Origin of the sequence: Lentiprolixibacter aurantiacus (assembly GCF_026241225.1) — a bacterium.
Classification (GTDB): domain Bacteria; phylum Bacteroidota; class Bacteroidia; order Flavobacteriales; family Flavobacteriaceae; genus Lentiprolixibacter; species Lentiprolixibacter aurantiacus.
Genome location: NZ_JAPFQP010000002.1, coordinates 366,418 through 390,097 on the forward strand (window position 1 = coordinate 366,418; position 23,680 = coordinate 390,097).

A 23,680-nucleotide genomic window follows, 5' to 3' on the forward strand; every position below is an offset into this window, starting at 1 on the left:
AACCTAACTTTACCATGCACCAATCTTGTTATGAATGTCTAAAAAGCTTCGCATAAACGCGGGCATCGCCCTGCTGCGCATATTTGCCTCTGCCATGATGATGGTTCATGGCTTCTCCAAATTGCAGAAACTGATTAATGGTGATTTCCAGTTTGCCAACCCTATAGGTATTGGGGAAACACCTTCCTTATTCCTTACGGTTATCGGTGAGTTTATCTGTCCGGTATTTATTATTATCGGCTTTAAAACCCGATGGGCTTCTGCCATAACGGCTATAACCATGGGTGTTGCCGGATTTATTCATCACAGGGCAGATCCTTTCTCAGACAAAGAACTGTCCCTGGTGTATTTTACAGTATTTGTTGCCCTGGCATTAGTTGGCCCGGGTAAATACAGCGTGGATAAGTCTGCCTTATAAAATTCTTGCGAGAAGCTCCTTCAGGAGTTCACCCTGGGGCATATTGCTGGCTCCTACTCCTTTACCCTTTAAATCCAGTTCACGAAGTGCTGAAATAATCTGGCTTGCCCTTTTCATAGGATAGTTACGGGCAGCCGTCTGGAATTCACCCACAAAATAAGGGTTGATGCGCAAGGCACTGGCCACGTTCTTAGGGGAATGATCCTTTAGCCCGTGGTACTGCAACAACTGAGAGAAAAAGGTATGTAAAAGTGTTACTGTAACTACAAAGGGGTTATCCCTGGGGTTGCGCGTAAAGTAATTGATGATCTGGGTAGCCTTTTTTACGTCCTTCTCCCCAATGGCTTTTTTAAGTTCAAAGTTGTTGTAATCCTTGCTGATGCCAATATGTTGTTCAATGTGGTCTGGCGTGATCTGGCTGCTTTGGGGCAGGACCAATTTTAGTTTTTCCAGTTCGTTGCTAATCCTGCTCAGGTCAGTGCCCAGAAACTCAACAAGTAAAATGCTCGCTTTATGGGAGATGGTATACCCCTGGCTCTTGAGGGTCTTCCTTATCCATTCCGTTACCTGATTCTCATAGAGTTTTTTGCTTTCAAAAATTACCGCATTAGATGAAAGGAGGGATTTGTACAGCTTTTTGCGTTTGTCCAGCTTTTTGTACTTATAACACAGCACCAGGACAGTTGAAGGCTGAGGGTTGTCTGCATAAGCGGCAAATTGATCTATGGTGCGGGACAGGTGCTGAGCCTCCTTTACAATGACCACCTGCTTATCTGCCATCATAGGGTAACGTTTGGCCTGTGAAACAACATCGTCTACCGCCACTTCTTTACCATACAGGACTACCTGGTTAAAGCCTTTCTCCTCCTCTGTAAGTACTGTATCACTGATGAAGTCTGCAATCCGGTCAATATAATAGGTTTCATCTCCCATAAGGAAATAAATGGGCCTGGGTTGCCCCTTTCTAATCTCCTCAACGATCTGTTTTACTTCATCCATAGGAAAATTTTTGTCACTTTTGCAGGTATGAAGCCTTTATGCTTTCCGCAATACGATTTTCGATTTAAAAGTAGCGAAAATACACGCTACATTTTTGATGTCATCCGTAAAAAGTTTGTGGTTTTACAACCGGAAGAATGGGTGAGACAGCATCTGGTTCACTACCTGATTAAAGATAAGGGATATCCCAAAAGCCTTATCAATGTGGAAAAGATTATTCGTATGCACGGCTTGAGCAAAAGGTATGACCTGGTTGTATTTTCGCCCCTGGGGGAGATCGTTTTGTTGGCCGAATGCAAGGCCCCGAATATCCCGATTACGCAAGAGACCTTCGACCAGATAGCCCGTTATAATATGGCGCTGCAATCCAGGTTGCTTGTCTTAACCAACGGTGCGAAGTTGTACTGCTGTGAAATGGACTTCGATAAGGAAAAATATATTTTTTTAGAACAAATTCCTGAATTTAGCCGTTAATTTGCAAGCGTTTTGAGACTTGCTGTTGTTATACTTAACTGGAACGGACAATCCCTCCTTGAAAGATATCTCCCCGGTGTTCTGGAACATTCCCGGGGTGCGGAAGTTTATGTGGCCGATAATGCCTCCACAGACAATTCTATAGACTACCTGAAAGCCAGCTACCCCGAGGTAAAAATCGTTTGCAATGCAGAAAACTGGGGTTTTGCCAGGGGTTACAACGAGGCGCTGAAGGCGGTAGATGCCGATCTGCTTTGCCTGCTAAACTCGGATGTGGAAGTAACCCCGGGATGGCTCGAACCTGTTCTTCAATTTTTTGAGGACCACCCGGAAGTGGCCATTGTTCAACCCAAGATTCTCGACTTATTGAAAAAGGACCACTTTGAATATGCGGGGGCTGCCGGGGGTTTTCTCGACCAGTTGGGGTATCCGTTTTGCAGGGGGCGTATCTTCCAGTCATTGGAAAAAGACGAAGGGCAATATAATGAGGCCTCCGAAATATTTTGGGCAACCGGTGCATGTATGTTTATCAGGCGCGAGGTTTTTCAAGAACTCGGCGGATTTGATGAAGATTATTTCGCACACCAGGAAGAAGTAGACCTGTGTTGGAGAGCTCACAACAAAGGACACAAGGTCTACTATGTTCCAGATTCCCATGTATTTCATCTGGGAGGTTCTACGCTCAGCAATATGAACCCGAAAAAGACTTACCTCAATTTCAGGAATTCGTTGTTCTCCATTACCAAGAATTTGCCCAGAAGAGTTGCTTTTCTCATTATTTTTTGTAGATTATTACTGGACGGAATAGCCGCTCTGCGGTTTGTATTCCAATTGAAATTCAAGCATTGTATAGCTGTTCTGAGAGCGCATCTGAGTTTTTACAGACGTTTTAGTTCCATGTACAGCAAACGTGAGAAGACGGAATTTGTAACAAAGTACTATGCTACAAAATCCATTGTATGGTCTCACTACGTAAATCATATTAAGAAATACACTGATTTAGTAAAACATTAACTAATTTTGGAATAACAAGGAATTACGATTCCATAATTTTGTTAAATACGATCATTACGATTTCATTTGTTCACTATATAATCTTAGCATTTAATTATTATGAAAAGAATTGTTTTATTAGGCACGTTGGGAATGATGGTTCTGCTTTCCTCCTGCGTATCTCAGAAAAAATACGCTGAATTAGAAGCAAAGCACAAGGAAACCCAGGATTTGCTCAACTCCGCAACGGTAAAATTAAATAGCTGTCTGGAAGACAAAGCAACAGCTATGGCGCAACTCAAGACCCTGGAAGATCAAAACGCCTTCTTAAAGGCCAACAACCAGGAGCTTATCAACAACATGGGTAACCTGACCACCCTTACAACCAAGGGAGCTGAAAACCTAGAAAAATCCCTGGAAAGCCTTCAGGAAAAAGACCTTACCATCCGCAAACTTCAGGATGCTATTACCAGAAGAGATTCTGTAAACCTTGCCCTGGTGCAAAGCCTTAAAGGTGTGCTGGGCAACCTGGATGATGAGGATATTGAAATTAGTGTTGAAAAAGGTGTTGTTTTTGTATCTATTTCGGACAAACTATTGTTCCGAAGCGGAAGTTACACCGTAACCAATGCCGCCAAGCAGGTACTGGGCAAAGTTGCCAAAGTGGTTAACAACAAACCTGATTTCGAATTCATGGTAGAAGGCCATACAGACAATGTACCTTACAGAAGTGGTGTGTTGCTGGATAACTGGGACCTGAGCGCCAAGAGGGCTACATCTATTGTACGCATCCTACAAAATGATTTTGGTGTAGATCCAGCAAGAATGACCGCTGCAGGAAGAAGCTACTACGTTCCATTGATGGATAATAATTCAGCTGCCAACCGCGCTAAAAACCGCAGGACACGAATTGTTGTTTTACCAAAACTGGATCAGTTCTACTCAATGATCGAAGAAGGAATGAAAGATCCTGCAATCAACGATTAGGGAAAGCTTTCATCGACAGTATAAAACCGCAGCCAAAAGCTGCGGTTTTTTTATAGTATGTCCAGGGAACCCTTCCCTTCGCGCAGGATTACGGGTTCTTCCTGAGAAAGATCGATTACCGTGGAAGGTATATTTCCCCCATATCCACCATGGACCACAACGTCTACCAGATCTTTCCATTTCTCATAGATTAGTTCCGGATCTGTAGTATATTCCAACAGGTCATCATCATCCTTGATGGAGGTAGACACAATTGGATTGCCCAGTTGCCTTACGAGTTCCTGGGCAGTTCCATGATCCGGCACCCTTATACCCACTGTCTTCTTTTTCTTAAAATCCTTGGGAAGGTTCCGATTGCCCGGGAGTACAAAGGTATACGGACCTGGAAGGGCCCGCTTAAGCAATTTAAATGTAGTAGAATCTATTTGCCTAACATAATCCGAAAGGTTGCTTAGATCGGCACAGATAAAAGACCAGTTGATCTTATCCAGTTTAACCCCTTTTATTCTCGCGAGACGGTGCATGGCTTTGGAGTTGGTGATATCACAGCCCATTCCATAGACGGTATCGGTGGGATAAATAATGATGCCTCCTCTTTTGAGAACTTCAACTACCCTACTTACCTCCCTTGGATTGGGGTTTTCCTCGTAAATCCGAATAAATTCTGCCGCCATGTCTTTTTCTTTATTAGCATGCCTTAGAAGAAGATGCTCCCTCTGTTAATCCAAAACCTCAAGCTTGGCAAAGCGCAGTAATAGTTTTTTTACTTCTCCGCGTTCAAAACGCACTTCTGCTTTCTTATCCACCCCTGTCCCTTCTATTTTAAGCACAGTACCCCTGCCAAAACGGGAATGATTTACTGTTGTGCCTTCGCTCACATCGAGATTTATTTCAGCCCCGGGGGTGCTGGGAGTACCCAGGTTGGGCTTAAGCCTGCGCAGTTTTTTTAACTCGGAAGACCTGGCCTTTCCAAGGCTTTGCAACTTATTTTTCTGTGGTTGTGTGCGGGTGCCCCTGGATGGAGTTGCTTCTCCAAAAATATCCGTATTGATCAGAGGCTTAAATCTATAATTGTCCTTTGGGGTGAGGTCCTCTATAAAGGACTCATCAATCTCTTCTATAAACCTGCTGGGTTCTGCATCTATCAGTTTTCCCCATCGGTATCTATTCTGCGTATAAGTTAGGTAGGCTTGCTTTTCAGCCCTGGTCAGGGCAACATAGAACAGCCTTCGCTCCTCTTCCAGTTCACTTCTGGTATTCATGCTCATGGCTGAGGGGAATAGATCTTCCTCAAGCCCCACAATATATACATAGGGAAACTCCAGGCCTTTGGCCAGGTGTATGGTCATAAGGGCGACCCTGTTCTTATCTCCCTTTTCATTATCCAGATCCGTAGCAAGGGCCACGTCTTCCAAAAATTCCGTGAGATCTCCTTTGGCATCTGCCAGTTCCTTCTGGCCCTCTACAAAATCCTGAATCCCATTGAGCAATTCCTCAATATTTTCCATGCGGGCGATTCCCTCCGGGGTACCATCTTTCTTGAATTCCATTAGGATACCGGTTTTCTTGGCCACATGTTCAGCTACAGTAAAGGCATCACTTTCCCCGTTCAGTATCTCAAAGCTTTTAATCATGTTGACAAAATCCTCAAGTTTAGATTTGGTTCCCGAATTGATCTTAAGCTCTACCTTGTCCAGGTTTTCCATGATCTCAAAAACCGAACGCTTGTAATGGTTGGCCGCTACGGTAAGTTTGTCTACCGTGGTCTGTCCTATGCCCCGCGCGGGGAAATTTATTACCCGCTTCAGGGCTTCCTCGTCCTTTGGGTTTATGATTAACCTCAGGTATGAAAGTAAATCCTTGATCTCCTTGCGCTGGTAGAAAGAAACACCCCCGTAAATCCGGTAGGGAATATCCCGTTTCCTCAGGGCGTCTTCTATGGAACGCGATTGGGAATTGGTACGGTACAAAACAGCAAAATCGGAGTGTTTCAGCTGCAACTGCATGGTGTTCTCGAATATAGAACCGGCTACATAGCGGCCCTCATCTGCATCTGTGGGACTCCTGTGCAATTTGATCTTAGGACCTTCTTCATTAGCGGTCCAGACAACTTTCTTGAGCTGGTCTTTATTGTTAGCTATTATGGAATTAGCCGCATTGACGATGTTCTTGGTGGAACGGTAATTCTGTTCCAGGCGGTAGACTGCGGCATCGTCATAGTCTCTCTGGAAATTGAGTATATTAGAGATATTGGCCCCTCGAAAAGAGTAAATACTCTGAGCATCGTCCCCTACCACGCAAATATTGTGGTACCGGTCTGCCAGTGCCCTGACAATCAGATACTGGGAATGATTGGTGTCCTGATACTCGTCAACCAGAATATAACGGAAACGGTCCTGATACTTCATTAGTACGTCAGGAAATCTGCTAAGCAATTCATTGGTGCGCAGCAACAAATCGTCAAAATCCATTGCACCAGCTTTAAAACATCGGTCTACGTAGTTTTGGTAGATCTCACCCATTCGGGGGCGTCTGGCCATAGCGTCTGCCTCCATAAGCTCCGGATTCTGCAAATAGGCCTTGACCGTAATCAGGCTGTTTTTATAGGCAGATATCCTGCTCTGTACCTGTTTGTACTTATATACATCTTTATCAAGCCCCATTTCCTTAATAATGGAAGCAATAAGCCTCTGGGAATCCTGGGTGTCGTAAATAGTAAAATTACTGGGGTAGCCTAACTTCTGACCATCAAATCGAAGCAGACGGGCAAAGACCGAATGGAATGTACCCATCCATAGGTTCTTGGCTTCAGCACCTCCTACCAATTGTTCAATCCGTGCTTTCATTTCCCGGGCAGCCTTGTTTGTGAAGGTAAGGGCCAGAATATTAAAAGGATCTATACCCTGTTTCATCAGGTGAGCAATGCGATAGGTAAGTACACGGGTTTTCCCGGAGCCAGCACCGGCGATAACCATGAGTGGCCCTTCTTTATGCACAACGGGGGCTCTCTGCGCTTCATTCAACTCCCCCAGAAAAGTATTCAATTCACTAGACATTTTCGAAGCGTGAAGTTAGCCATATTTCAGGTCCGGAAAAAGACCCCTCTGAAATATTATGAACATCCTGAAGCCTATTAGTACATTTTGGATATATTTAGGGGCCAAAATTGGGAAGAAGCAGCAGTACAAAATAAGTTTGATAACTGTATTGTTGCTTCAAATATTTGGATTAACCAGCGAATTGAAATTATTATAGTCTTTATGAAAAAGTTTTTTGTTTTCTCCATATTACTGAGCAGTCTAACCGTATTTGGACAGGGGTACGATCTGAGTTCTGATTACGAGGCCATAGAAGATAAGGTAATCACCTGGAGGAGAGATATTCACAGGAACCCGGAGCTGTCTAACCGCGAATTCAAAACAGCTGAAAAAATAGCAAAACACCTGAATTCACTTGGTATGGAAGTACAAACCGGGGTAGCCCATACCGGAGTGGTTGGGGTATTAAAAGGCGACCTTCCAGGTAAAGTGGTAGCCCTAAGGGCAGACATTGACGCCTTGCCGGTTACGGAGCGAAATGACCTCCCTTTCAAATCTGAGGTAACTTCGGAATTCCTTGGTGAAAAAGTCGGGGTTATGCACGCCTGTGGTCATGATACCCATACGGCCATACTCATGGGCGTTGCTGAAATCCTGTCCAACAACAAGGATAAGATTCGGGGTACCGTTAAGTTTATCTTTCAACCTGCAGAAGAAGGTCCGCCGCCCGGGGAAGAAGGAGGGGCATTCCTCATGGTCAAGGAAGGCGTGCTCAAAAACCCCGATGTCTCAGCGATCTTTGGTCTTCATATCAATTCCGAGACTCCTGTTGGGGTAATACGATATAAGTCCGGTGGTACAATGGCTGCAGCTCAGGAGTTCAATATCAAAGTGAAGGGAAAGCAATCTCATGGCTCCCAGCCCTGGTCTGGTGTGGATCCCATATTAATCAGTGCTAAAATCATTGACGGTTTACAAACCATAATCAGCAGGGAAGCCAAGCTAACCCAGGAAGCTGCAGTAATTACTGTAGGAAAAATAAAAAGTGGAGTGCGCTTCAATATTATCCCGGAAAGTGCCGAGATGATCGGTACAATCAGGACCCTTGATTATGGTATGAAAGACCAAATCAACAAAAGGATGATGGAAATGGTGCCCACTATTGCCAAAGCATACGGGGGTGAAGCTGTGATTACAATCAAAGATGCGACTGACATTACCTTTAACGATCCGGAATTAGTGACCCAGATGTTGCCTACCCTGGAACGTGTAGCCGGTAACTCCAATGTTCAAACGCAAAAAGCAGTCACCGGTGCAGAAGATTTTTCATATTACCAGCGGGATGTCCCCGGATTTTTCTTTTTCCTTGGAGGGATGACCCCTGGTAACAATGAGGCCTTTCCACATCATACGCCGGACTTCCTGATAGACGACAGTGGTTTAATTCTTGGTGTTAAAGCATTGACCGAAATGAGCCTGGATTACCTTAACAGAAGTTAAAACAAGATATTCCATTCATAATGGAAGCATAAAAGGCCGAATGTGAATGTTCCGGAATCAGGAATTCAATTATTTTTGTTCCGAAATTGATCAATAAATACCTCTACATGAAGAAATCTTTACTATTGCTTGTATTGATTGCCCTATCATACTCCCTGAATGCGCAGAGCAAGAGGGAGCTATTTGCCGAAATAGACCAGCTCAGGGCGGAACTCTCACAGAAAGACAGTGTAATAGCCAGTGCGCAGCAACAGGAAAAGATCAGCACTGCCAGGGCGGCCGTATTTGAGCGGCAGGTTAGTGAGCTGCAGGATGCCAATGCTACCCTGCTTAAAAACCTGAAAATCTTTACCGAGGCCTCCAGCCGGAGATCAGAGAGCATAGGGGCAACCCTGGAAAGCCTGCGGGAAAAAGAATCGCGATTAAAAATAATCAACGACCAGTTTAGCAAAGGTGATTCCATCGCGTTGCTAATGGTAACCGACTTTAAAAATACGCTTGGGGAAGGTGCTCAGATAAAAATTGGACAGGGAATGCTGGCACTACCGTTATCTCATGAATTCCTTGTTGGGGAAAATGAAAATGCGGACACCCTCAGTCTGGAAGCCAGTGATTACCTGAAAAAGGTAGGGCAGGTATTAAAACAATACCCCACCTGGCAGCTTGGCCTTATTACCCAGGATAACGGAATGATCGACGAAGAAAACCGGGATGCCCAGATAACTGCAGTCCTGGATATTATAAACCAGGAAACCGGTATCCCGGCCTGGCAGATAACCCAAAGAAAACTGGATGGGTTGATAAACGCCCTGGAAATCCGATTGCATCCCGATTACGCAGATTTCTATCGAACCATAAGGAAAAGCATGAAGAATTAAAGGGGGTTGATCCTGCTATTTGTAACCTGATATACTTTTTTAAATCGGCATGCGTTGTAAAACCGTTAACCAAACCTAATATAAAATGACCGGAGACGGAATTTTCCAACTATTCGCCTACCTCTTGCCAGCCGTGGTAACCGGAGCCGTGGCGTTTTATTTTTTCAGATTACACACCAGAAATGAAGAAGGCCGGAGACGGTTCCTATTGCATAAGGACTCTCAAAAAAATGCGATGCCTATACGCCTACAGGCCTATGAGCGAATGGCATTGTTCCTGGAGCGTATCGCAATTCCAAGCCTTGTGGTTCGCGTTGCTCCACGTTCGGCCGACAAGAATGAATACGAAAATCTGTTGATCAAAACCATAGAGAACGAATTTGAACACAACCTTTCCCAGCAGATTTACATGAGCGATGAATGCTGGAATATCATCAAGGCGGCCAAAAACGCCACCATACAAACCATCCGAAAAGCAGGCATGAGTGAATCAGACTCTTCAGATAAGCTTAGGGAAGATATCCTGAATGCCACTATGGAAAAACAATCTCCTTCGGCCACGGCATTGGCTTATATCAAAAAGGAGATCAGCGGTCTTTGGAAATCCATTTAGGGGGTTTTACTCTTGTTGCTCAGGTTCAATTTCACTGATTTCCTGGTTTTTCTTTTTGGCAAACTGATAACCGCTATGCCACCATTCAGTCATCTTCTCCTTGTCGAATATCAGTGAGTTTGTAGTTAATACAGACGGGGTGTAATAGAAATTAATAATGGTATTGTGGTTGTTTGCTACAAATTTCCCGATACGAATATTCTGCCTTTCTATTCGATCCAGCATAAACCCAAACATACTGGTCAAAAGCGAAAAGGCATTCTTGGATGGCAGCCGGTTGACATGTGTGATTTCTGTATGAAGGATAATAGCATCAACCACGGTTGCCCCTCTTTTAATAGCTTCTTCAATAGGCACCATACTTCCAAGGCCGCCATCGGCATATTCACATCCCTCCTTGCGAACCAGGCTCATAAAAGGCGTATAGTTGCAGGATATCCAAATCCATTCGCAAAAGTCCTCATAGGAGAAATCGCGAATCGATTTGTATTCAACGGTGTTAAGCGAAAGATTGGAAACTGTAACGACAATCTCTTTCGAACCGGATCTGAGTTTATGGAACTCTTCCGGGGTAAAGGTCTCCCGGATAAGGTTGAGGAGGTTGTAACTTTCTCCAAAGGTCTTACTGCCTCTGTAAAAGTTCTTGAGTACATTCCAGTGGTTGATGGCAATGTTGGCCACACCATGTTTGTTCTGGATCAGAAACGGGCAGTTGCTAAAAATCTTATCCTGGTTAACTGAGGTGTATACCCCCTTGATCTTCTCAATTTTCTTCAGGGCCAGATGAGAGATTAAGAGACTTCCGGTAGAAGTGCCCAAATACAGATCATAATTATAGCCCAGGCCTTCCATAAGATATTGCGCAACTCCTCCGGCAAAAGCTCCTTTGCTACCTCCTCCAGAAATTACCAGTGCTCTCATGATCCCAGGCTTTTATTTAGATAGACCCGCTCCTTTTGCCCCAATTCGCTGAGCATGCCTTGTACGCGATGTCTATAGACCTCGTCCCGTAATAGTTCTTCCATTAAATTTCGGGCAAAATTTCGAAACTGCCAGACATGATGTACGCAGGCCTGTGCCAAATCTTTCAAATTCTGGTCATTCAGCCCCAGCACATCGTGAATAACAACAAAAGCAGTTTGTCTCACCTCAAAACCGTTGTAATTTGCAGTATAACCCCTTAGCTCTTTTTCCCAATTAGCTTTGGTTTCAGGCGTTCCATAATCCGGTGTTAGCAACGATAACAGCAGCCATGTTAAACGAAAACTCCTGTTGGGTAATCCGAAAACACCACTGGTAGCATTGAGATATTGCTTCCGCTTATCCGGAAAACTTATCCATAATTTATAGAGTGCATTCTCCCTGGTGATATAACTCGGGGTTTCCAAAAAGGATTCAAAAGTAGTCTGCATTTCAGGTGTTACACTGGGAAGGCTAACCGCAACTGCCTGATTGACTTTTAAAAGGTCTTCCCTGGCTACATTTTTGAGGAAGTGTTCGGACAAGGAGGTTGAATAACCCTTTATGATTCTGCCTTTCAGTTCAGGGTCATCTATATCATTCCAATATTCCTGTACAATATCCTCATTGGTTTCCGGACGAACCATTAGTTCCTGCTGCAATTTCAGGAACGATCCAACTGAAGGGCTTTTTTTCCTGAGATGATCCTCAGCTTGTTTATACGGAAAAGTGGCGGAATCAAACCAGGTTTTGCGGAAATCTTCCAGGCTGCACCGGCATTGCTCTTCAAAAACTGTAAAGAACTGGGACAGGGTGGCATTATTAAATGCGTATTCCTCCAGAAACTCCCTGATACTCTTTCGGAATATCTCTTTGCCCACAGCTTCATTAAGCATCAAAGCTGCCCAGGCCCCTTTTTCATAAAATGTAAGGCTGCCTGCTTTTGGATCTGTGAGTGCTTCGCCTTGTCCCCTGGCATCCTGTTGTTTTAATTGTTGAGCCGTATCCCAGAGTTTCCAGTAAAAGTAATCTTCCCCAAAAATTTGCTTTTCTGAAAGGTAGGCATAATAGGTAGCTAGCCCTTCATGCAGCCAGTGCTGGCCTGCATCCGTTTCGGTTACCATATTACCAAACCATTGGTGTGCCAGTTCGTGTGCATTTACATTTACATAGTTCAAATCCCTGAAAGCGGTAGAATCGACAACATATCCATCAGAATAAATCGTAAGGCCAGTATTCTCCATGCCAGCGTACAAAAAATCGCGCACAGGAACCTGCTTGTAGTTTTGCCAGGGATAGGGGACCCCAATTTCCGATTCCAGAAAGTTGAATATCTCCTCAGAGTAACGATAGGTAGGTTCACTTTTTTGATGGTCTTTCCTGTAGGAATATAGGAAGATCGGTATGCCACTACGACTACTGCTGGTTGAAGAAACGTAATCCCCAATAGCAAAGGCGAGCAGGTAACTGCTCATGGGCCGGTCCATTTTATACTTCCATATTTTTTGACTTCTGGCAGTCCTGGCATTGCGTAGCCTGCCATTGGCAATTACCTCATAACCCTTATCAAAACTTATAGCCAAATCAATTATGATCTTTTCATTCATATCATCTGGGGCAGGCACCCAATTGCTTGTGTATTTACCCTGGCCTTGTGTCCAGACTTGTTCATTCCGTGGGATACTATCCTGCCACCCAAGGAAATAGACGGCCTGCGCTGGTTGAGTACGGTATGAAATTTCCAGGCGGTAGCGCTTACCCCTCCCTAGGCTTTTGCCGACAACAATCTTCTTTCCATCATATTTATACGCAACTTCTTTACCATTCAGGCGCACTGTGTTAAGTTCCATATCCCTGGCATCCAGATAGAGAGAATCAAGGTGGTCCAGGGCAGTTAATTTATACCTTACCTTACCTCGAATCTCCTCTTTGAAGGGATCAATTTTCACCTCTATAGATCCCTTAATAAAATCATAAGGCCAGTTGGTCTGACTTATTAGCTGAACTCCTATTAGCAGGAAGGCAAGAGAAGTTATTAACTTTTTATACATGAAGTACTTTCTCTTTCAAATTTAGCATTTTGGATCGTTGCACTTCAATTCTGTAACTAGTATTTTAGTTGCATGATGAGCAGCAGCCTACAAGCTCCGGTAACCTATTTGAAAGGTGTTGGTCCCAACAGGGCTGATCTACTCAAATCGGAACTTGGCATTCACACCTATCAGGATCTGCTCCAGCTTTTCCCCAACCGATATATTGACAAAACGCGCTACTATAAAATCAGTGAGTTGCAGCGAACCCCGGCAGAAGTGCAAATCGTAGGGAAAATCACCCATATAGAGCTGATAAAACAAAAAAAGGGGAGTCGGTTGGTGGCCTCATTTATTGATGAAACCGGTTCCATGGAATTAGTATGGTTCAGGAGTCAGAAATGGATTCGGGAAAACCTCAAACTGAATACACCCTATGTAATCTTCGGGCGAACCAACTGGTTCAATGGTAAATTCTCCATGCCGCACCCTGAGATGGAGCTCTGGGAGGAACACAAGCAGGGGGTTCGCATAGCCATGCAGCCTATCTACCCTTCCACGGAAAAACTATCGAACAAAGGGGTAACCAACAGGGTAATCAGCAAATGTATACAACAGCTTTTTATGGAAACGGGGAGCAAATTCCCGGAGACGCTCCCACCCTATCTCTGTGATGAGTTGCGGTTGCTACCAAAAAGCGAGGCCCTCTACAACATACACTTCCCCAAAAATCAGGAATTTCTGGCCAGGGCAGAGTTCCGACTCAAGTTTGAAGAGTTATTTTACATTCAACTGCAATTGCTTACCAAAAAGATTAGCAGGAAGAAAAAGATCAAAGGGTTTCCTTTTGAACAGGTAGGCACATATTTCAATGAATTTTATGAGCACCACCTCCCTTTTGAGCTTACAAAAGCCCAAAAACGGGTTCTCAAGGAGATACGTGCAGACCTTGGGAGTCAGGCACAAATGAACCGCCTGCTACAGGGCGATGTAGGATCTGGAAAGACCATTGTGGCCCTGATGTCTATGCTTCTGGCTATGGATAATGGCTATCAGGCCTGCATGATGGCCCCAACAGAAATCCTGGCGATTCAGCATTACCAGAGTTTAAAATCTTTGCTGGGTTCCATGGATGTAAATGTGTCCTTACTCACCGGTTCGGTTAAAAAGAAGGATCGTACCCAAATTCACCAGGATCTTGAATCAGGTAAGCTGCATATCCTTGTTGGCACACACGCGGTTCTTGAAGAAAAGGTGGTTTTCCAGAATCTGGGACTGGCGATTATTGATGAGCAACACAGGTTTGGAGTAGCGCAACGATCCAAGATGTGGCACAAAAATGTGATCCCACCACATATCCTGGTAATGACTGCTACCCCAATCCCCCGCACCTTAGCCATGAGCCTGTATGGAGACCTGGATATTTCAGTAATCGATGAATTGCCCCCGGGCAGAAAACCCGTTAAGACGGTACACCGATATGACCAAAACAGACTCAAAGTTTTTCGTTTCATTCGCGATGAAATCAGGAAAGGGCGACAGGTCTATGTGGTTTATCCACTGATCAAGGAGTCAGAAGCCCTGGATTACAAGGATTTGATGGACGGATATGAAAGCATCTCCCGGGACTTCCCAATGCCAGATTATCAGATTTCCATTGTTCACGGCAGGATGAAAGCCGAAGACAAGGATTATGAAATGCAGCGCTTTGTGAAAGGGGAAACCCAGATCATGGTAGCCACAACCGTAATTGAGGTAGGTGTAAATATTCCAAATGCCTCGGTAATGATTATCGAAAGCGCAGAAAGGTTCGGTTTGTCTCAATTACATCAATTAAGGGGACGTGTGGGGCGTGGTGCAGAACAGAGTTACTGTATCCTGATCACTGGATCCAAACTATCCAATGACGCACAAACGCGTATACAAACCATGGTGCGGACCAATGATGGATTCGAAATAGCAGAAGTTGACCTTCGGTTGCGCGGACCTGGTGATCTTATGGGAACCCAGCAAAGCGGTGTATTGAACCTCAGGATTGCAGATGTAGTTCGGGACAGGGATATCCTTAAGACGGCCCGTTTCTATGCGCAGGCTGTTCTGAGGGAAGACCCGGAATTGAAACTTGAAAAGAACCGGGCGGTTAAGGCCACTTACGCCCGACTCAAAGCACACAAGGAAATTTGGAATTATATCAGCTAGTCGTCCGGTTGAACCAATTAGACCTCATTAAAGTGTGCTGATCTCAGGATAAGCTGTTTACCATACGGGATAAACGTTCAATTGAACTTTGTTCATTAGCATTGTATTAATTTGATTATGTGATGTTTACATAGGCTATGTAAGGCTTGAACATCGTAATTTCAACTGGCTTTTTTTGGCCTGCCCTATTGTGTATGGCTATTTTTGAATGTTTGAAATTTTTAGACAAAAATCGGAACCGTCAATATGAGTGATACATTATTCGACAAAGTATGGGATTCCCACGTGGTACAGAAAGTTGAGGATGGCCCGGATGTACTTTTTATAGACCGCCATCTGGTACATGAGGTGACCAGCCCGGTAGCCTTTCTTGGGCTTAAAAATCGCAATATCAAAGTACTTTATCCGGAGCGTACCTTTGCTACGGCAGATCACAACACCCCTACCCTTAATCAACATCTACCCGTTCAGGATCCCCTTTCTGCAAAGCAGCTACAGGCCCTTGAAGAGAACGCGGGAGAACATGGGATTCCCTACTGGGGGCTCGGTCATGAAAAAAACGGGATTGTCCATGTGATTGGTCCCGAGAATGGAATAACATTGCCTGGAGCTACAATAGTCTGTGGCGACTCACATACATCTACCCACGGTGCTTTTGGGGCAATTGCATTTGGAATTGGAACGTCCGAAGTGGAAATGGTTCTGGCTTCACAGTGCATTATGCAGCCTAAACCAAAAAGTATGCGGATAACCATTAACGGCCAACTTAATCCGGCCGTTACACCTAAGGATGTTGCCCTCTATATCATTTCAAGGCTTTCTACTTCCGGGGCCACGGGTTACTTTGTGGAATATGCCGGAGAGGTATTCCGCAATATGAGCATGGAAGGGAGGATGACGGTTTGCAACCTCAGTATAGAGATGGGAGCCCGGGGAGGAATGATCGCCCCTGATGATAAGACCTTCGATTATATCAAAGGCAGGGAGTTTGCTCCTAAAGGAGAAGCCTGGGAGAAAGCAATGAAGTACTGGCAAACCCTCAGGACCGATGAAAATGCTGTTTTCGACAAAGAAATTGAATTCCAGGGGGCAGACATTGAGCCCATGATTACCTATGGAACTAACCCTGGAATGGGTGTTGGCATATCCAAGGGCATTCCGGCGGCTGATGACGTGGAAGGCGGTGTTGCTACTTATAAGAAGTCGCTGGCCTATATGGATTTCAACGAAGGTGAAGACATGCTTGGAAAAAAAATCGACTTCGTTTTCCTGGGTAGCTGTACCAACGGCAGAATCGAAGATTTCAGGGCATTTGCCAGTTTGGTCAAAGGGCGAAAGAAAGCCGAACATGTTACTGCATGGCTTGTTCCCGGATCACACAAGGTTGAAGAAGCGATTGCCAAAGAAGGAATTCTTGATATTCTTGAGGAGGCTGGTTTTCAATTAAGGGAACCCGGATGTTCTGCCTGCCTTGCCATGAACGACGATAAGATTCCTGCCGGTAAATACGCCGTAAGCACTTCCAACAGAAATTTTGAAGGTCGACAGGGTCCAGGGGCGAGAACCCTGCTGGCCAGTCCTCTAGTAGCCGCAGCAGCGGCAGTCACTGGAAAAGTAACTGACCCCAGAGAATTACTCCAAACACAAACCGCATAAGACACGAGCAATGGCATACGATAAATTCAATATCCTGAAAAGCAAGGCAGTTCCACTACCTATTGAAAATGTGGATACAGATCAGATAATCCCGGCCCGTTTCTTAAAGGCTACCGAACGAAAAGGGTTTGGGGATAACCTGTTTCGAGACTGGCGGTATAACCCCGATAATACCCCTAAAGAGCATTTTGTACTCAATAATCCTATCTATTCCGGTAAGATTCTGGTTGGAGGGAAAAACTTTGGGTCTGGTTCTTCACGGGAACATGCTGCCTGGGCCGTTTACGATTATGGCTTTCGCTGTGTCGTTTCCAGTTTCTTTGCCGATATATTCCGGAACAATTGCCTCAATGTTGGTGTATTGCCTGTACAGGTAAGCCCAGAATATCTCCAGAAGATTTTCAGCGCAATTGAAGCAAATCCAAATACAGAGTTCGAAGTAAACCTACCTGAACAAACTATCACTATTGGTTCAACAGGTGAAAAAGAGTCCTTTGCTATAAATGGATACAAAAAAGAAAACCTCCTGAACGGTTTCGACGATATCGATTATCTGCTCAACCTAAAGGAAAAAATAAAGGGCTTCGCCGAGAACACGCCACTTTAGCCGTCATCTGGGGGGGGTGATAATCCGGATTTCCTGTTAATAAGAGAGAAAATGAAGAAAAGAAGGGTTGAAATAATGGACACCACGCTGAGGGACGGGGAACAGTCGTCCGGCGTATCATTTTCAGCCTCGGAAAAGCTGACCCTTGCCAAATTACTGTTGGATGAACTCAAGGTAGACCGCATCGAAATTGCATCGGCAAGGGTTTCAGAAGGAGAGTTTGAATCTGTCCGACAGATAACCTCCTGGGCGAAGGAACAGGGCTACCTGCACAAGGTTGAAGTACTGACCTTTGTAGATAACGGGCAGTCTCTGATATGGATGGAAAAAGCCGGAGCCCATGTACAGAACCTGCTCACCAAAGGTTCCTTGAACCACCTTACCCATCAGCTAAAGAAAACTCCTGAAGCCCATTTTAAGGATATCGAAAGTATAATTCAACAGGCTGCCAAGAAAGGGATAACTACCAATGTGTACCTGGAGGACTGGAGTAATGGTATGCGCAATTCTCCGGATTATGTGTTCCAGTTCATTGATTTCCTTAGCAGGCAACCCATCAAACGCATCTTGTTGCCAGACACTTTGGGCGTGCTTACTCATAACGAAACAGCTAGATTCCTGTCCGAGATAATTGCAAAATATCCGGATTGTCATTTTGATTTTCACGGCCACAATGATTACGATTTAAGTGTTGCCAATGTCATGGAGGCGCTAAGAGCGGGATGCCATGGTTTACACCTGACAGTTAATGGAATGGGAGAACGGGCAGGCAATGCACCCCTCGCTAGTGTAGTGGCCGTTATAAACGATTTTTTACCTGAAATAAAAGTAAATGTAGCCGAAAAGAAGCTGTATAAAGTGAGTAAACTGGTCTCTGCTTTTACCGGGTTTGGCATACCTCCAAACAAACCTATCGTTGGAGATAATGTATTTACACAAACTGCTGGTATTCATGCAGATGGAGATAATAAAAACAATTTATACTTTAATGATCTCCTTCCGGAAAGATTTGGACGGAAGCGACAGTATGCGCTTGGAAAAACTTCCGGAAAAGCCAATATTCAGAAAAATTTGCAGGAGCTCGGACTTACCCTTAATAACGATGAGATTAAACGGGTTACGGAAAGGATAATTGAGTTGGGCGACAAAAAAGAAAAAGTGACCAAAGAGGATCTCCCATTCATCATTTCCGACGTTCTGGACAGTGAGAAATTCCAGCAGAAGGTGTTTGTGCGCTCCTTTGTACTCACCCATTCCAAAGGCTTAAAACCATCCACAACGGTGGCCATTGAAATAGAGGGCGAGACCATGGAAGAAAATGCCCAGGGAGATGGACAGTTCGATGCCTTTATGAATGCTTTGCGGAAAGTTTACAAAGCAAAGAAAAGGCATTTACCCAACCTTATTGATTACGCTGTCAGGATTCCTCCGGGAAGCCACTCTGACGCTCTTTGCGAAACCATTATTACCTGGGAAAGCAACGGCCGTGATTTTGCTACCAGGGGCCTGGATTCTGATCAGACCGTTTCGGCTATCAAGGCCACTGAAAAAATGCTAAACATAATATAATACTACTGAATACCACCCTATGAAACTAACAATTGCACTCCTCCCGGGCGACGGAATTGGTCCTGAAGTAATTGAACAGGCTGTAAAAGTTTGTGATGCAATAGCCATTAAATACAAGCATGAGATCCACTGGAAAAAGGCACTTACCGGTGCTGCAGCGATTGATGCCGTTGGCGATCCTTATCCGGATGAAACCCATGAGGTATGCAGCACCTCAGATGCCGTATTATTTGGCGCTATCGGAGATCCCAAATACGACAATGATCCTTCCGCGAAGGTAAGGCCTGAACAGGGTTTACTGCGCATGCGCAAAAAGCTGGGATTATTTGCCAATGTAAGACCCACCTTTACATTTCCATCATTGATCGATAAATCGCCCCTTAAACGGGAGCGAATTGAAGGGACAGATCTGGTTTTCCTTCGGGAACTTACAGGAGGCATCTATTTTGGCAAGCGCGGGCGGGAAGATAATGGCGATACTGCCTATGATACCTGTACCTATACCCGGGCAGAAATAAAAAGACTGGCCAGGAAAGGTTTCGAACTGGCAATGAAACGATCCAAAAAGCTCTGCTGCGTTGATAAGGCAAATGTGCTTGAATCCTCGAGGTTGTGGCGGGAAACTGTGCAGCAAATGGAAAAGGAGTATCCGGAGGTAACGGTTTCCTATGAATTTGTGGATGCTGTGGCCATGCGTTTGGTTCAATGGCCCAATGATTACGACGTACTGATCACAGAAAACCTTTTTGGGGACATCCTGACCGATGAAGCCTCAGTAATATCCGGATCAATGGGCTTGATGCCTTCCGCTTCCCTGGGCGAATCTATAGGTCTCTACGAGCCTATTCACGGATCGTATCCACAGGCCGCCGGCAAAGACATCGCTAATCCTTTGGCAACTGTGCTTTCTGCCGCCATGATGTTCGAAGACCTGGACTTAACAGAGGAAGCCGGGGCGATACGGGATGTAGTTAATGCTTCGCTGGCCCAGGGTGTGGTAACCGAAGACCTTGCAGAAGGCGGCAAATCCTATAAAACCAGTGAAGTTGGTGACTGGCTGGCCCGGAATATTTAATTGGTTTACAGTAAGTAATCAGTACTGATAAAATTGGAAAGCTTGGTTTCCAGCAACTTCTCCAGTATCTCGTTGTTGAGCTCAGTATCCTTTGAGGCAACGAAGGTCCTGATGGAAAAAGACCGCAATGCATCATGCACGCTCAGTGTAGCCACCGCCGAGTCTTTCCTTCCGGTAAATGGATAGACATCAGGTCCGCGCTGGCAGGAACTGTTCAGGTTTACCCTGCATACCAGGTTTGCCAGTGTGTCGATAAGCGGAGATAAGGCGTAGACATCCTTACCAAACAGGCTTACCTGTTGTCCGTAATTGGATTCGGCCATATCATCCAGGGGCTCATCAATATCTTCAAATGCAACCACCGGTATAATTGGGCCAAACTGCTCTTCTTCATACACCCGCATATCCTTGGTTACCGGATACATTACCGCTGGCCAGATATAATTTTCAGAACGCTGCCCGCCTTTTTTATTCAAAATCTTAGCCCCCTTTTCAATGGCGTCATCAATGAGTTCCTGTATGTAATCAGGTTTTCCCGGTTCAGGCAATGGAGTCAGGTCTACCCCTTCCTCCCAGGGATTCCCAAATTTAAGGGCATCTACCCTATCCGAAAACCGCTTGTTGAACTCCTGTAGAATATCCTTGTGCACGTAGACCACTTTTAAGGCTGTACAGCGCTGACCGTTATAAGAAAGTGTACCATTTAAACACTCGGATATTGCAAGGTCAAGGTCTGCATCAGGAAGGACTATCGCCGGGTTCTTGGCTTCCAACCCCAGAACCAGCCTTAATCGGTTGCTTTTCGGGTGCTGGTTTTGCAATGCGTTTGCCGAGGAACTATGCCCAATAAGGGCCAGTACATCAACCTTGCCTGTTTTCATTATTGGGCCAGCAATGGCACGACCTCTTCCGAAAAGGATATTTACCACGCCTTTGGGGAAGCATTTCTGAAAGGCTTCAATGAGTGGTGTAATTAACAGAACCCCGTGTTTGGCCGGCTTGAAAATAGCGGTATTCCCCATAATAATGGCCGGGATCAGAAGAGCGAAGGTCTCATTTAACGGATAGTTATAGGGTCCCAGGCAAAGCACCACTCCCAAAGGGCCACGACGGATGTGTGCGTGTACTCCGCTGTGTTTGTGGAATTTAGCTGAATCCCGGTCTAACTGCTTATACTCTTCTATGGTGTCATAGATGTATTCCACGGTACGGTCAAACTCCTTTTGAGAGTCCGGCAGGGATTTTCCTATTTCCCACATCAGCAGCTTAACCACTTCATCCCGCTTGGTTTCCATCATTTTAACGAACTTCAGCATGCACTCAATCCGGTCCTTCACCTTCATGGTTGGCCAGGCGCCTTTACCCTGGTCATAGGCCTTTACCCCCGCATCCAAAGCATTAAGGGCTTCTTCCTCACCCATGGTGGGAATGCTTCCCAATAAGGTCGGGGCATAGGTTTCAGTGCTGGATATGGTGGAATAGACGTCTGAAACAGGTCCATCCCAAACCTTTATTTCCCCATTTATCAAATAGTCTTTCTGATGAATTACCTTACTGATCTGAAATTGTTCAGGGATTGGTTTAACTGCAGTTTCCATAATGTATGTGTTCTCTTAAACAGCACTATAAAGGTAGCGCTTTAATCCAGGCTAGACAATTGGCTTCATGGCCGTCATGGAAGCTCGAAGTCGGTCTCCAACCACTTCTACGGGATGGTTTCTTATAGCCTTGTTAACTGCAATCAAACGGGCATTATCCACACTATTATCGCGATTAGCACCATATGTTTCCCCTATGACGTCAGTTTCTATTCCTTTCATAAAATCTGCAAGCAGGGGCTTACAGGCATGGTCGAATAAATAGCAGCCATACTCAGCTGTATCTGAAATAACCCGATTCATTTCAAATAGTTTTTTCCTTGCGATTGTATTGGCAATCAAGGGGGTTTCGTGCAGGGATTCGTAGTAAGCAGATTCCCCTATGATACCGGAATCGGTCATGGCTTCATATGCCAGTTCTACGCCCGCTCTTACAAAGGCAACCATAAGAACTCCGTTGTCGTAGTATTCCTGCTCAGATATGGATACGTCTGCGGCGGGTGTCTTTTCAAATGCCGTTTCACCTGTGGCCGCTCGCCAGGTAAGCAGGTTTTTATCGTCATTGGCCCAGTCTTCCATCATGGTTTTGGAAAAATGACCACTCATAATATCGTCCATATGCTTTTGGAACAAAGGCCTCATGATATCTTTTAATTCTTCAGACAATTCAAATGCCTTTATTTTAGCTGGATTGGAAAGCCTGTCCATCATATTGGTAATACCGCCGTATTTAAGACCTTCGGTAACCGTTTCCCAACCGTACTGTATGAGTTTAGAAGCATAACCCGGGTCCACTCCTTTTTCAACCATTTTATCAAAGCACAGGATGGATCCCGTCTGAAGTAAACCGCAAAGTATGGTTTGTTCCCCCATAAGGTCTGACTTAACCTCTGCCACGAAGGATGATTCCAGAACACCTGCCCGGTTCCCTCCGGTGGCAACTGCATAAGCCTTGGCCTGATCCAGTCCAACCCCTCTCGGATCATTATCCGGGTGTACGGCAATCAGCGTAGGGACCCCGAAACCTCTTTTGTACTCTTCCCTCACTTCTGAACCGGGGCACTTTGGAGCCACCATGATTACCGTAAGGTCTTCACGGATTTTCATTCCTTCCTCCACAATGTTAAAACCATGAGAATAGGAAAGCGTTGCGCCCTGCTTCATCAAGGGCATTACTGCCTTTATTACCGAAGTATGCTGCTTATCGGGAGTAAGGTTTATGACCAGGTCTGCGCCAGGTATAAGTTCTTCGTAAGTTCCCACATTAAAGGCATTTTCTGTAGCATTCTGGTAGGATTGCCTTTTCTCTTTAATGGCAGATTCCCGAAGGGTATAAGAGACATCCAGGCCAGAATCGCGCATATTCAGCCCCTGGTTAAGGCCCTGAGCACCGCATCCTACAATAACTATTTTTTTTCCTTTCAGAGCGCTTACCCCATCCGAAAATTCCTGTGCTTCCATGAAGCGACATTTCCCTAATTGATTAAGTTTATCCCTCAGCGAAAGGGTATTGAAATAATTGGCCATAATGGTCTTTTATTATTTGAGTTTAAGTTAATCGTGATACATTTTGTTCAACAAGGCGGTTATTGGCATTTCCGCCTTGGTTACCGTAATCCTGCCCGATCGTACAAACTGCAAAATCCCAAAGGGCTCCAGCTTGTCGTGCATATCGTCTATTTCATGTCTGCGTCCGGTTTTGGCCAGGACAAAAAACTGCCGATTTACGGTTACTATTTTTGATTTGCTTGCAGCAATGATATTCTGAATCTGTGGTTCGTCAAAAAGGAGATGAGATTCAATTTTAAAAAGGGCAGATTCCTGATAAATGGTTTCCTCATCCGTATGGTAATAGGCTTTGATTACCTCGATCTGCTTTTCAATCTGTGCTACGATTTTGCGGGTCCAGTCTTCTGTAGTAAAGACAACAATTGTAAATTTAGAAACTTCCTTTATCTCTGATTTAGAAACATTTAAGCTTTCTATATTAATGTGGCGCTTTAGAAATATACCGGATATTCGGTTAAGCAATCCCACATTATTTTCCGAGTATACGGAAATTGTAAACCACTTTTTTTCCATCTTA

Annotated in this window: 20 protein-coding genes; 12 read left to right on the forward strand and 8 right to left on the reverse strand. The window is 44.8% G+C overall.

The window, feature by feature from the left end; translation table 11 throughout:
* The first annotated feature begins 34 nt into the window (after positions 1–34).
* Positions 35–418, forward strand: a complete 384-nt coding sequence (locus tag OO016_RS08725; RefSeq protein WP_266012526.1) for a DoxX family protein — start codon at positions 35–37, stop codon at positions 416–418.
* Here the strand turns inward: OO016_RS08725 and holA are convergent.
* Positions 413–1,417 (reverse strand): DNA polymerase III subunit delta, encoded by a 1,005-nt coding sequence (holA, locus tag OO016_RS08730; RefSeq protein WP_266012529.1) that lies wholly within the window; start codon positions 1,415–1,417, stop codon positions 413–415. The genes OO016_RS08725 and holA overlap by 6 nt on opposite strands.
* Before the next feature lie 27 nt (positions 1,418–1,444).
* On the opposite strand from holA, the gene OO016_RS08735 reads away from it, so the two are divergent.
* From OO016_RS08735 to OO016_RS08745, 3 genes are all read left to right on the forward strand, one after another.
* Positions 1,445–1,891 carry a type I restriction enzyme HsdR N-terminal domain-containing protein gene (locus OO016_RS08735; protein ID WP_266012532.1) on the forward strand — a complete coding sequence of 149 codons (447 nt, stop codon included), beginning with the start codon at positions 1,445–1,447 and terminating at the stop codon, positions 1,889–1,891.
* Positions 1,892–1,903: 12 nt separating this feature from the next.
* A complete protein-coding gene (locus tag OO016_RS08740; RefSeq protein ID WP_266012533.1) occupies positions 1,904–2,905 on the forward strand; it encodes a glycosyltransferase family 2 protein in 1,002 nt (333 codons plus the stop codon).
* A 99-nt stretch (positions 2,906–3,004) separates the two neighbouring features.
* Positions 3,005–3,871: an OmpA family protein gene (locus OO016_RS08745; protein ID WP_266012535.1), complete on the forward strand. Its 867-nt coding sequence runs from the start codon at positions 3,005–3,007 to the stop codon at positions 3,869–3,871.
* 50 nt (positions 3,872–3,921) lie between these two features.
* On the opposite strand, the gene OO016_RS08750 is transcribed toward OO016_RS08745, so the two are convergent.
* Both OO016_RS08750 and OO016_RS08755 read right to left on the reverse strand, forming a co-directional pair.
* Entirely contained in the window at positions 3,922–4,545 is a 624-nt protein-coding gene (locus OO016_RS08750) for an L-threonylcarbamoyladenylate synthase (RefSeq protein WP_266012537.1), read from the reverse strand.
* 45 nt (positions 4,546–4,590) lie between these two features.
* A complete protein-coding gene (locus OO016_RS08755; RefSeq protein WP_266012539.1) occupies positions 4,591–6,927 on the reverse strand; it encodes an ATP-dependent helicase in 2,337 nt (778 codons plus the stop codon).
* A 204-nt stretch (positions 6,928–7,131) separates the two neighbouring features.
* Here OO016_RS08755 and OO016_RS08760 point away from each other — a divergent pair, with 204 nt between their 5' ends.
* The 3 genes from OO016_RS08760 (at position 7,132) to OO016_RS08770 (ending at position 9,900) form a co-directional block, all read left to right on the forward strand.
* Positions 7,132–8,409: an amidohydrolase gene (locus OO016_RS08760; protein WP_266012542.1), complete on the forward strand. Its 1,278-nt coding sequence runs from the start codon at positions 7,132–7,134 to the stop codon at positions 8,407–8,409.
* 107 nt (positions 8,410–8,516) lie between these two features.
* Positions 8,517–9,287, forward strand: a complete 771-nt coding sequence (locus OO016_RS08765) for a hypothetical protein (RefSeq protein WP_266012545.1) — start codon at positions 8,517–8,519, stop codon at positions 9,285–9,287.
* Positions 9,288–9,372: 85 nt separating this feature from the next.
* The gene (locus tag OO016_RS08770; RefSeq protein WP_266012546.1) at positions 9,373–9,900 is read left to right on the forward strand and encodes a DUF7935 family protein; all 528 of its coding nucleotides are present in this window, start codon (positions 9,373–9,375) and stop codon (positions 9,898–9,900) included.
* Positions 9,901–9,906: 6 nt separating this feature from the next.
* Here OO016_RS08770 and OO016_RS08775 read toward each other — a convergent pair whose 3' ends face one another.
* Positions 9,907–10,821 carry a patatin-like phospholipase family protein gene (locus tag OO016_RS08775; protein WP_266012549.1) on the reverse strand — a complete coding sequence of 305 codons (915 nt, stop codon included), beginning with the start codon at positions 10,819–10,821 and terminating at the stop codon, positions 9,907–9,909.
* The gene (locus OO016_RS08780) at positions 10,818–12,911 is read right to left on the reverse strand and encodes a M1 family metallopeptidase (RefSeq protein ID WP_266012552.1); all 2,094 of its coding nucleotides are present in this window, start codon (positions 12,909–12,911) and stop codon (positions 10,818–10,820) included. The genes OO016_RS08775 and OO016_RS08780 overlap by 4 nt, the downstream gene beginning before the upstream one ends.
* Positions 12,912–12,983: 72 nt before the next feature.
* On the opposite strand from OO016_RS08780, the gene recG reads away from it, so the two are divergent.
* The 5 genes from recG to leuB all read left to right on the forward strand — a co-directional run bounded on the left by recG (position 12,984) and on the right by leuB (position 19,996).
* A complete protein-coding gene (recG, locus tag OO016_RS08785; protein WP_266012555.1) occupies positions 12,984–15,089 on the forward strand; it encodes an ATP-dependent DNA helicase RecG in 2,106 nt (701 codons plus the stop codon).
* 246 nt (positions 15,090–15,335) lie between these two features.
* Positions 15,336–16,745, forward strand: a complete 1,410-nt coding sequence (gene leuC / locus OO016_RS08790; RefSeq protein ID WP_266012558.1) for a 3-isopropylmalate dehydratase large subunit — start codon at positions 15,336–15,338, stop codon at positions 16,743–16,745.
* A 10-nt stretch (positions 16,746–16,755) separates the two neighbouring features.
* A complete protein-coding gene (gene leuD, locus OO016_RS08795) occupies positions 16,756–17,352 on the forward strand; it encodes a 3-isopropylmalate dehydratase small subunit (protein WP_266012561.1) in 597 nt (198 codons plus the stop codon).
* A gap of 51 nt (positions 17,353–17,403) precedes the next feature.
* Positions 17,404–18,921 carry a hydroxymethylglutaryl-CoA lyase-like TIM-barrel protein gene (locus tag OO016_RS08800; protein ID WP_266012564.1) on the forward strand — a complete coding sequence of 506 codons (1,518 nt, stop codon included), beginning with the start codon at positions 17,404–17,406 and terminating at the stop codon, positions 18,919–18,921.
* Between the two features lie 19 nt (positions 18,922–18,940).
* On the forward strand, positions 18,941–19,996 hold the full coding sequence (leuB, locus tag OO016_RS08805; RefSeq protein WP_266012566.1) for a 3-isopropylmalate dehydrogenase: 1,056 nt from the start codon (positions 18,941–18,943) through the stop codon (positions 19,994–19,996).
* Positions 19,997–20,001: 5 nt separating this feature from the next.
* Here leuB and OO016_RS08810 read toward each other — a convergent pair whose 3' ends face one another.
* The 3 genes from OO016_RS08810 to ilvN are packed head-to-tail and all read right to left on the reverse strand — an operon-like array spanning position 20,002 to position 23,676.
* Positions 20,002–21,594: an NADP-dependent glyceraldehyde-3-phosphate dehydrogenase gene (locus OO016_RS08810; RefSeq protein WP_266012567.1), complete on the reverse strand. Its 1,593-nt coding sequence runs from the start codon at positions 21,592–21,594 to the stop codon at positions 20,002–20,004.
* Positions 21,595–21,645: 51 nt separating this feature from the next.
* Entirely contained in the window at positions 21,646–23,121 is a 1,476-nt protein-coding gene (gene ilvC, locus OO016_RS08815) for a ketol-acid reductoisomerase (RefSeq protein ID WP_266012569.1), read from the reverse strand.
* A 27-nt stretch (positions 23,122–23,148) separates the two neighbouring features.
* Complete coding sequence (gene ilvN / locus OO016_RS08820) at positions 23,149–23,676, reverse strand: acetolactate synthase small subunit (protein WP_266012571.1); 528 nt, start codon at positions 23,674–23,676, stop codon at positions 23,149–23,151.
* Between the last annotated feature and the right edge of the window lie 4 nt (positions 23,677–23,680).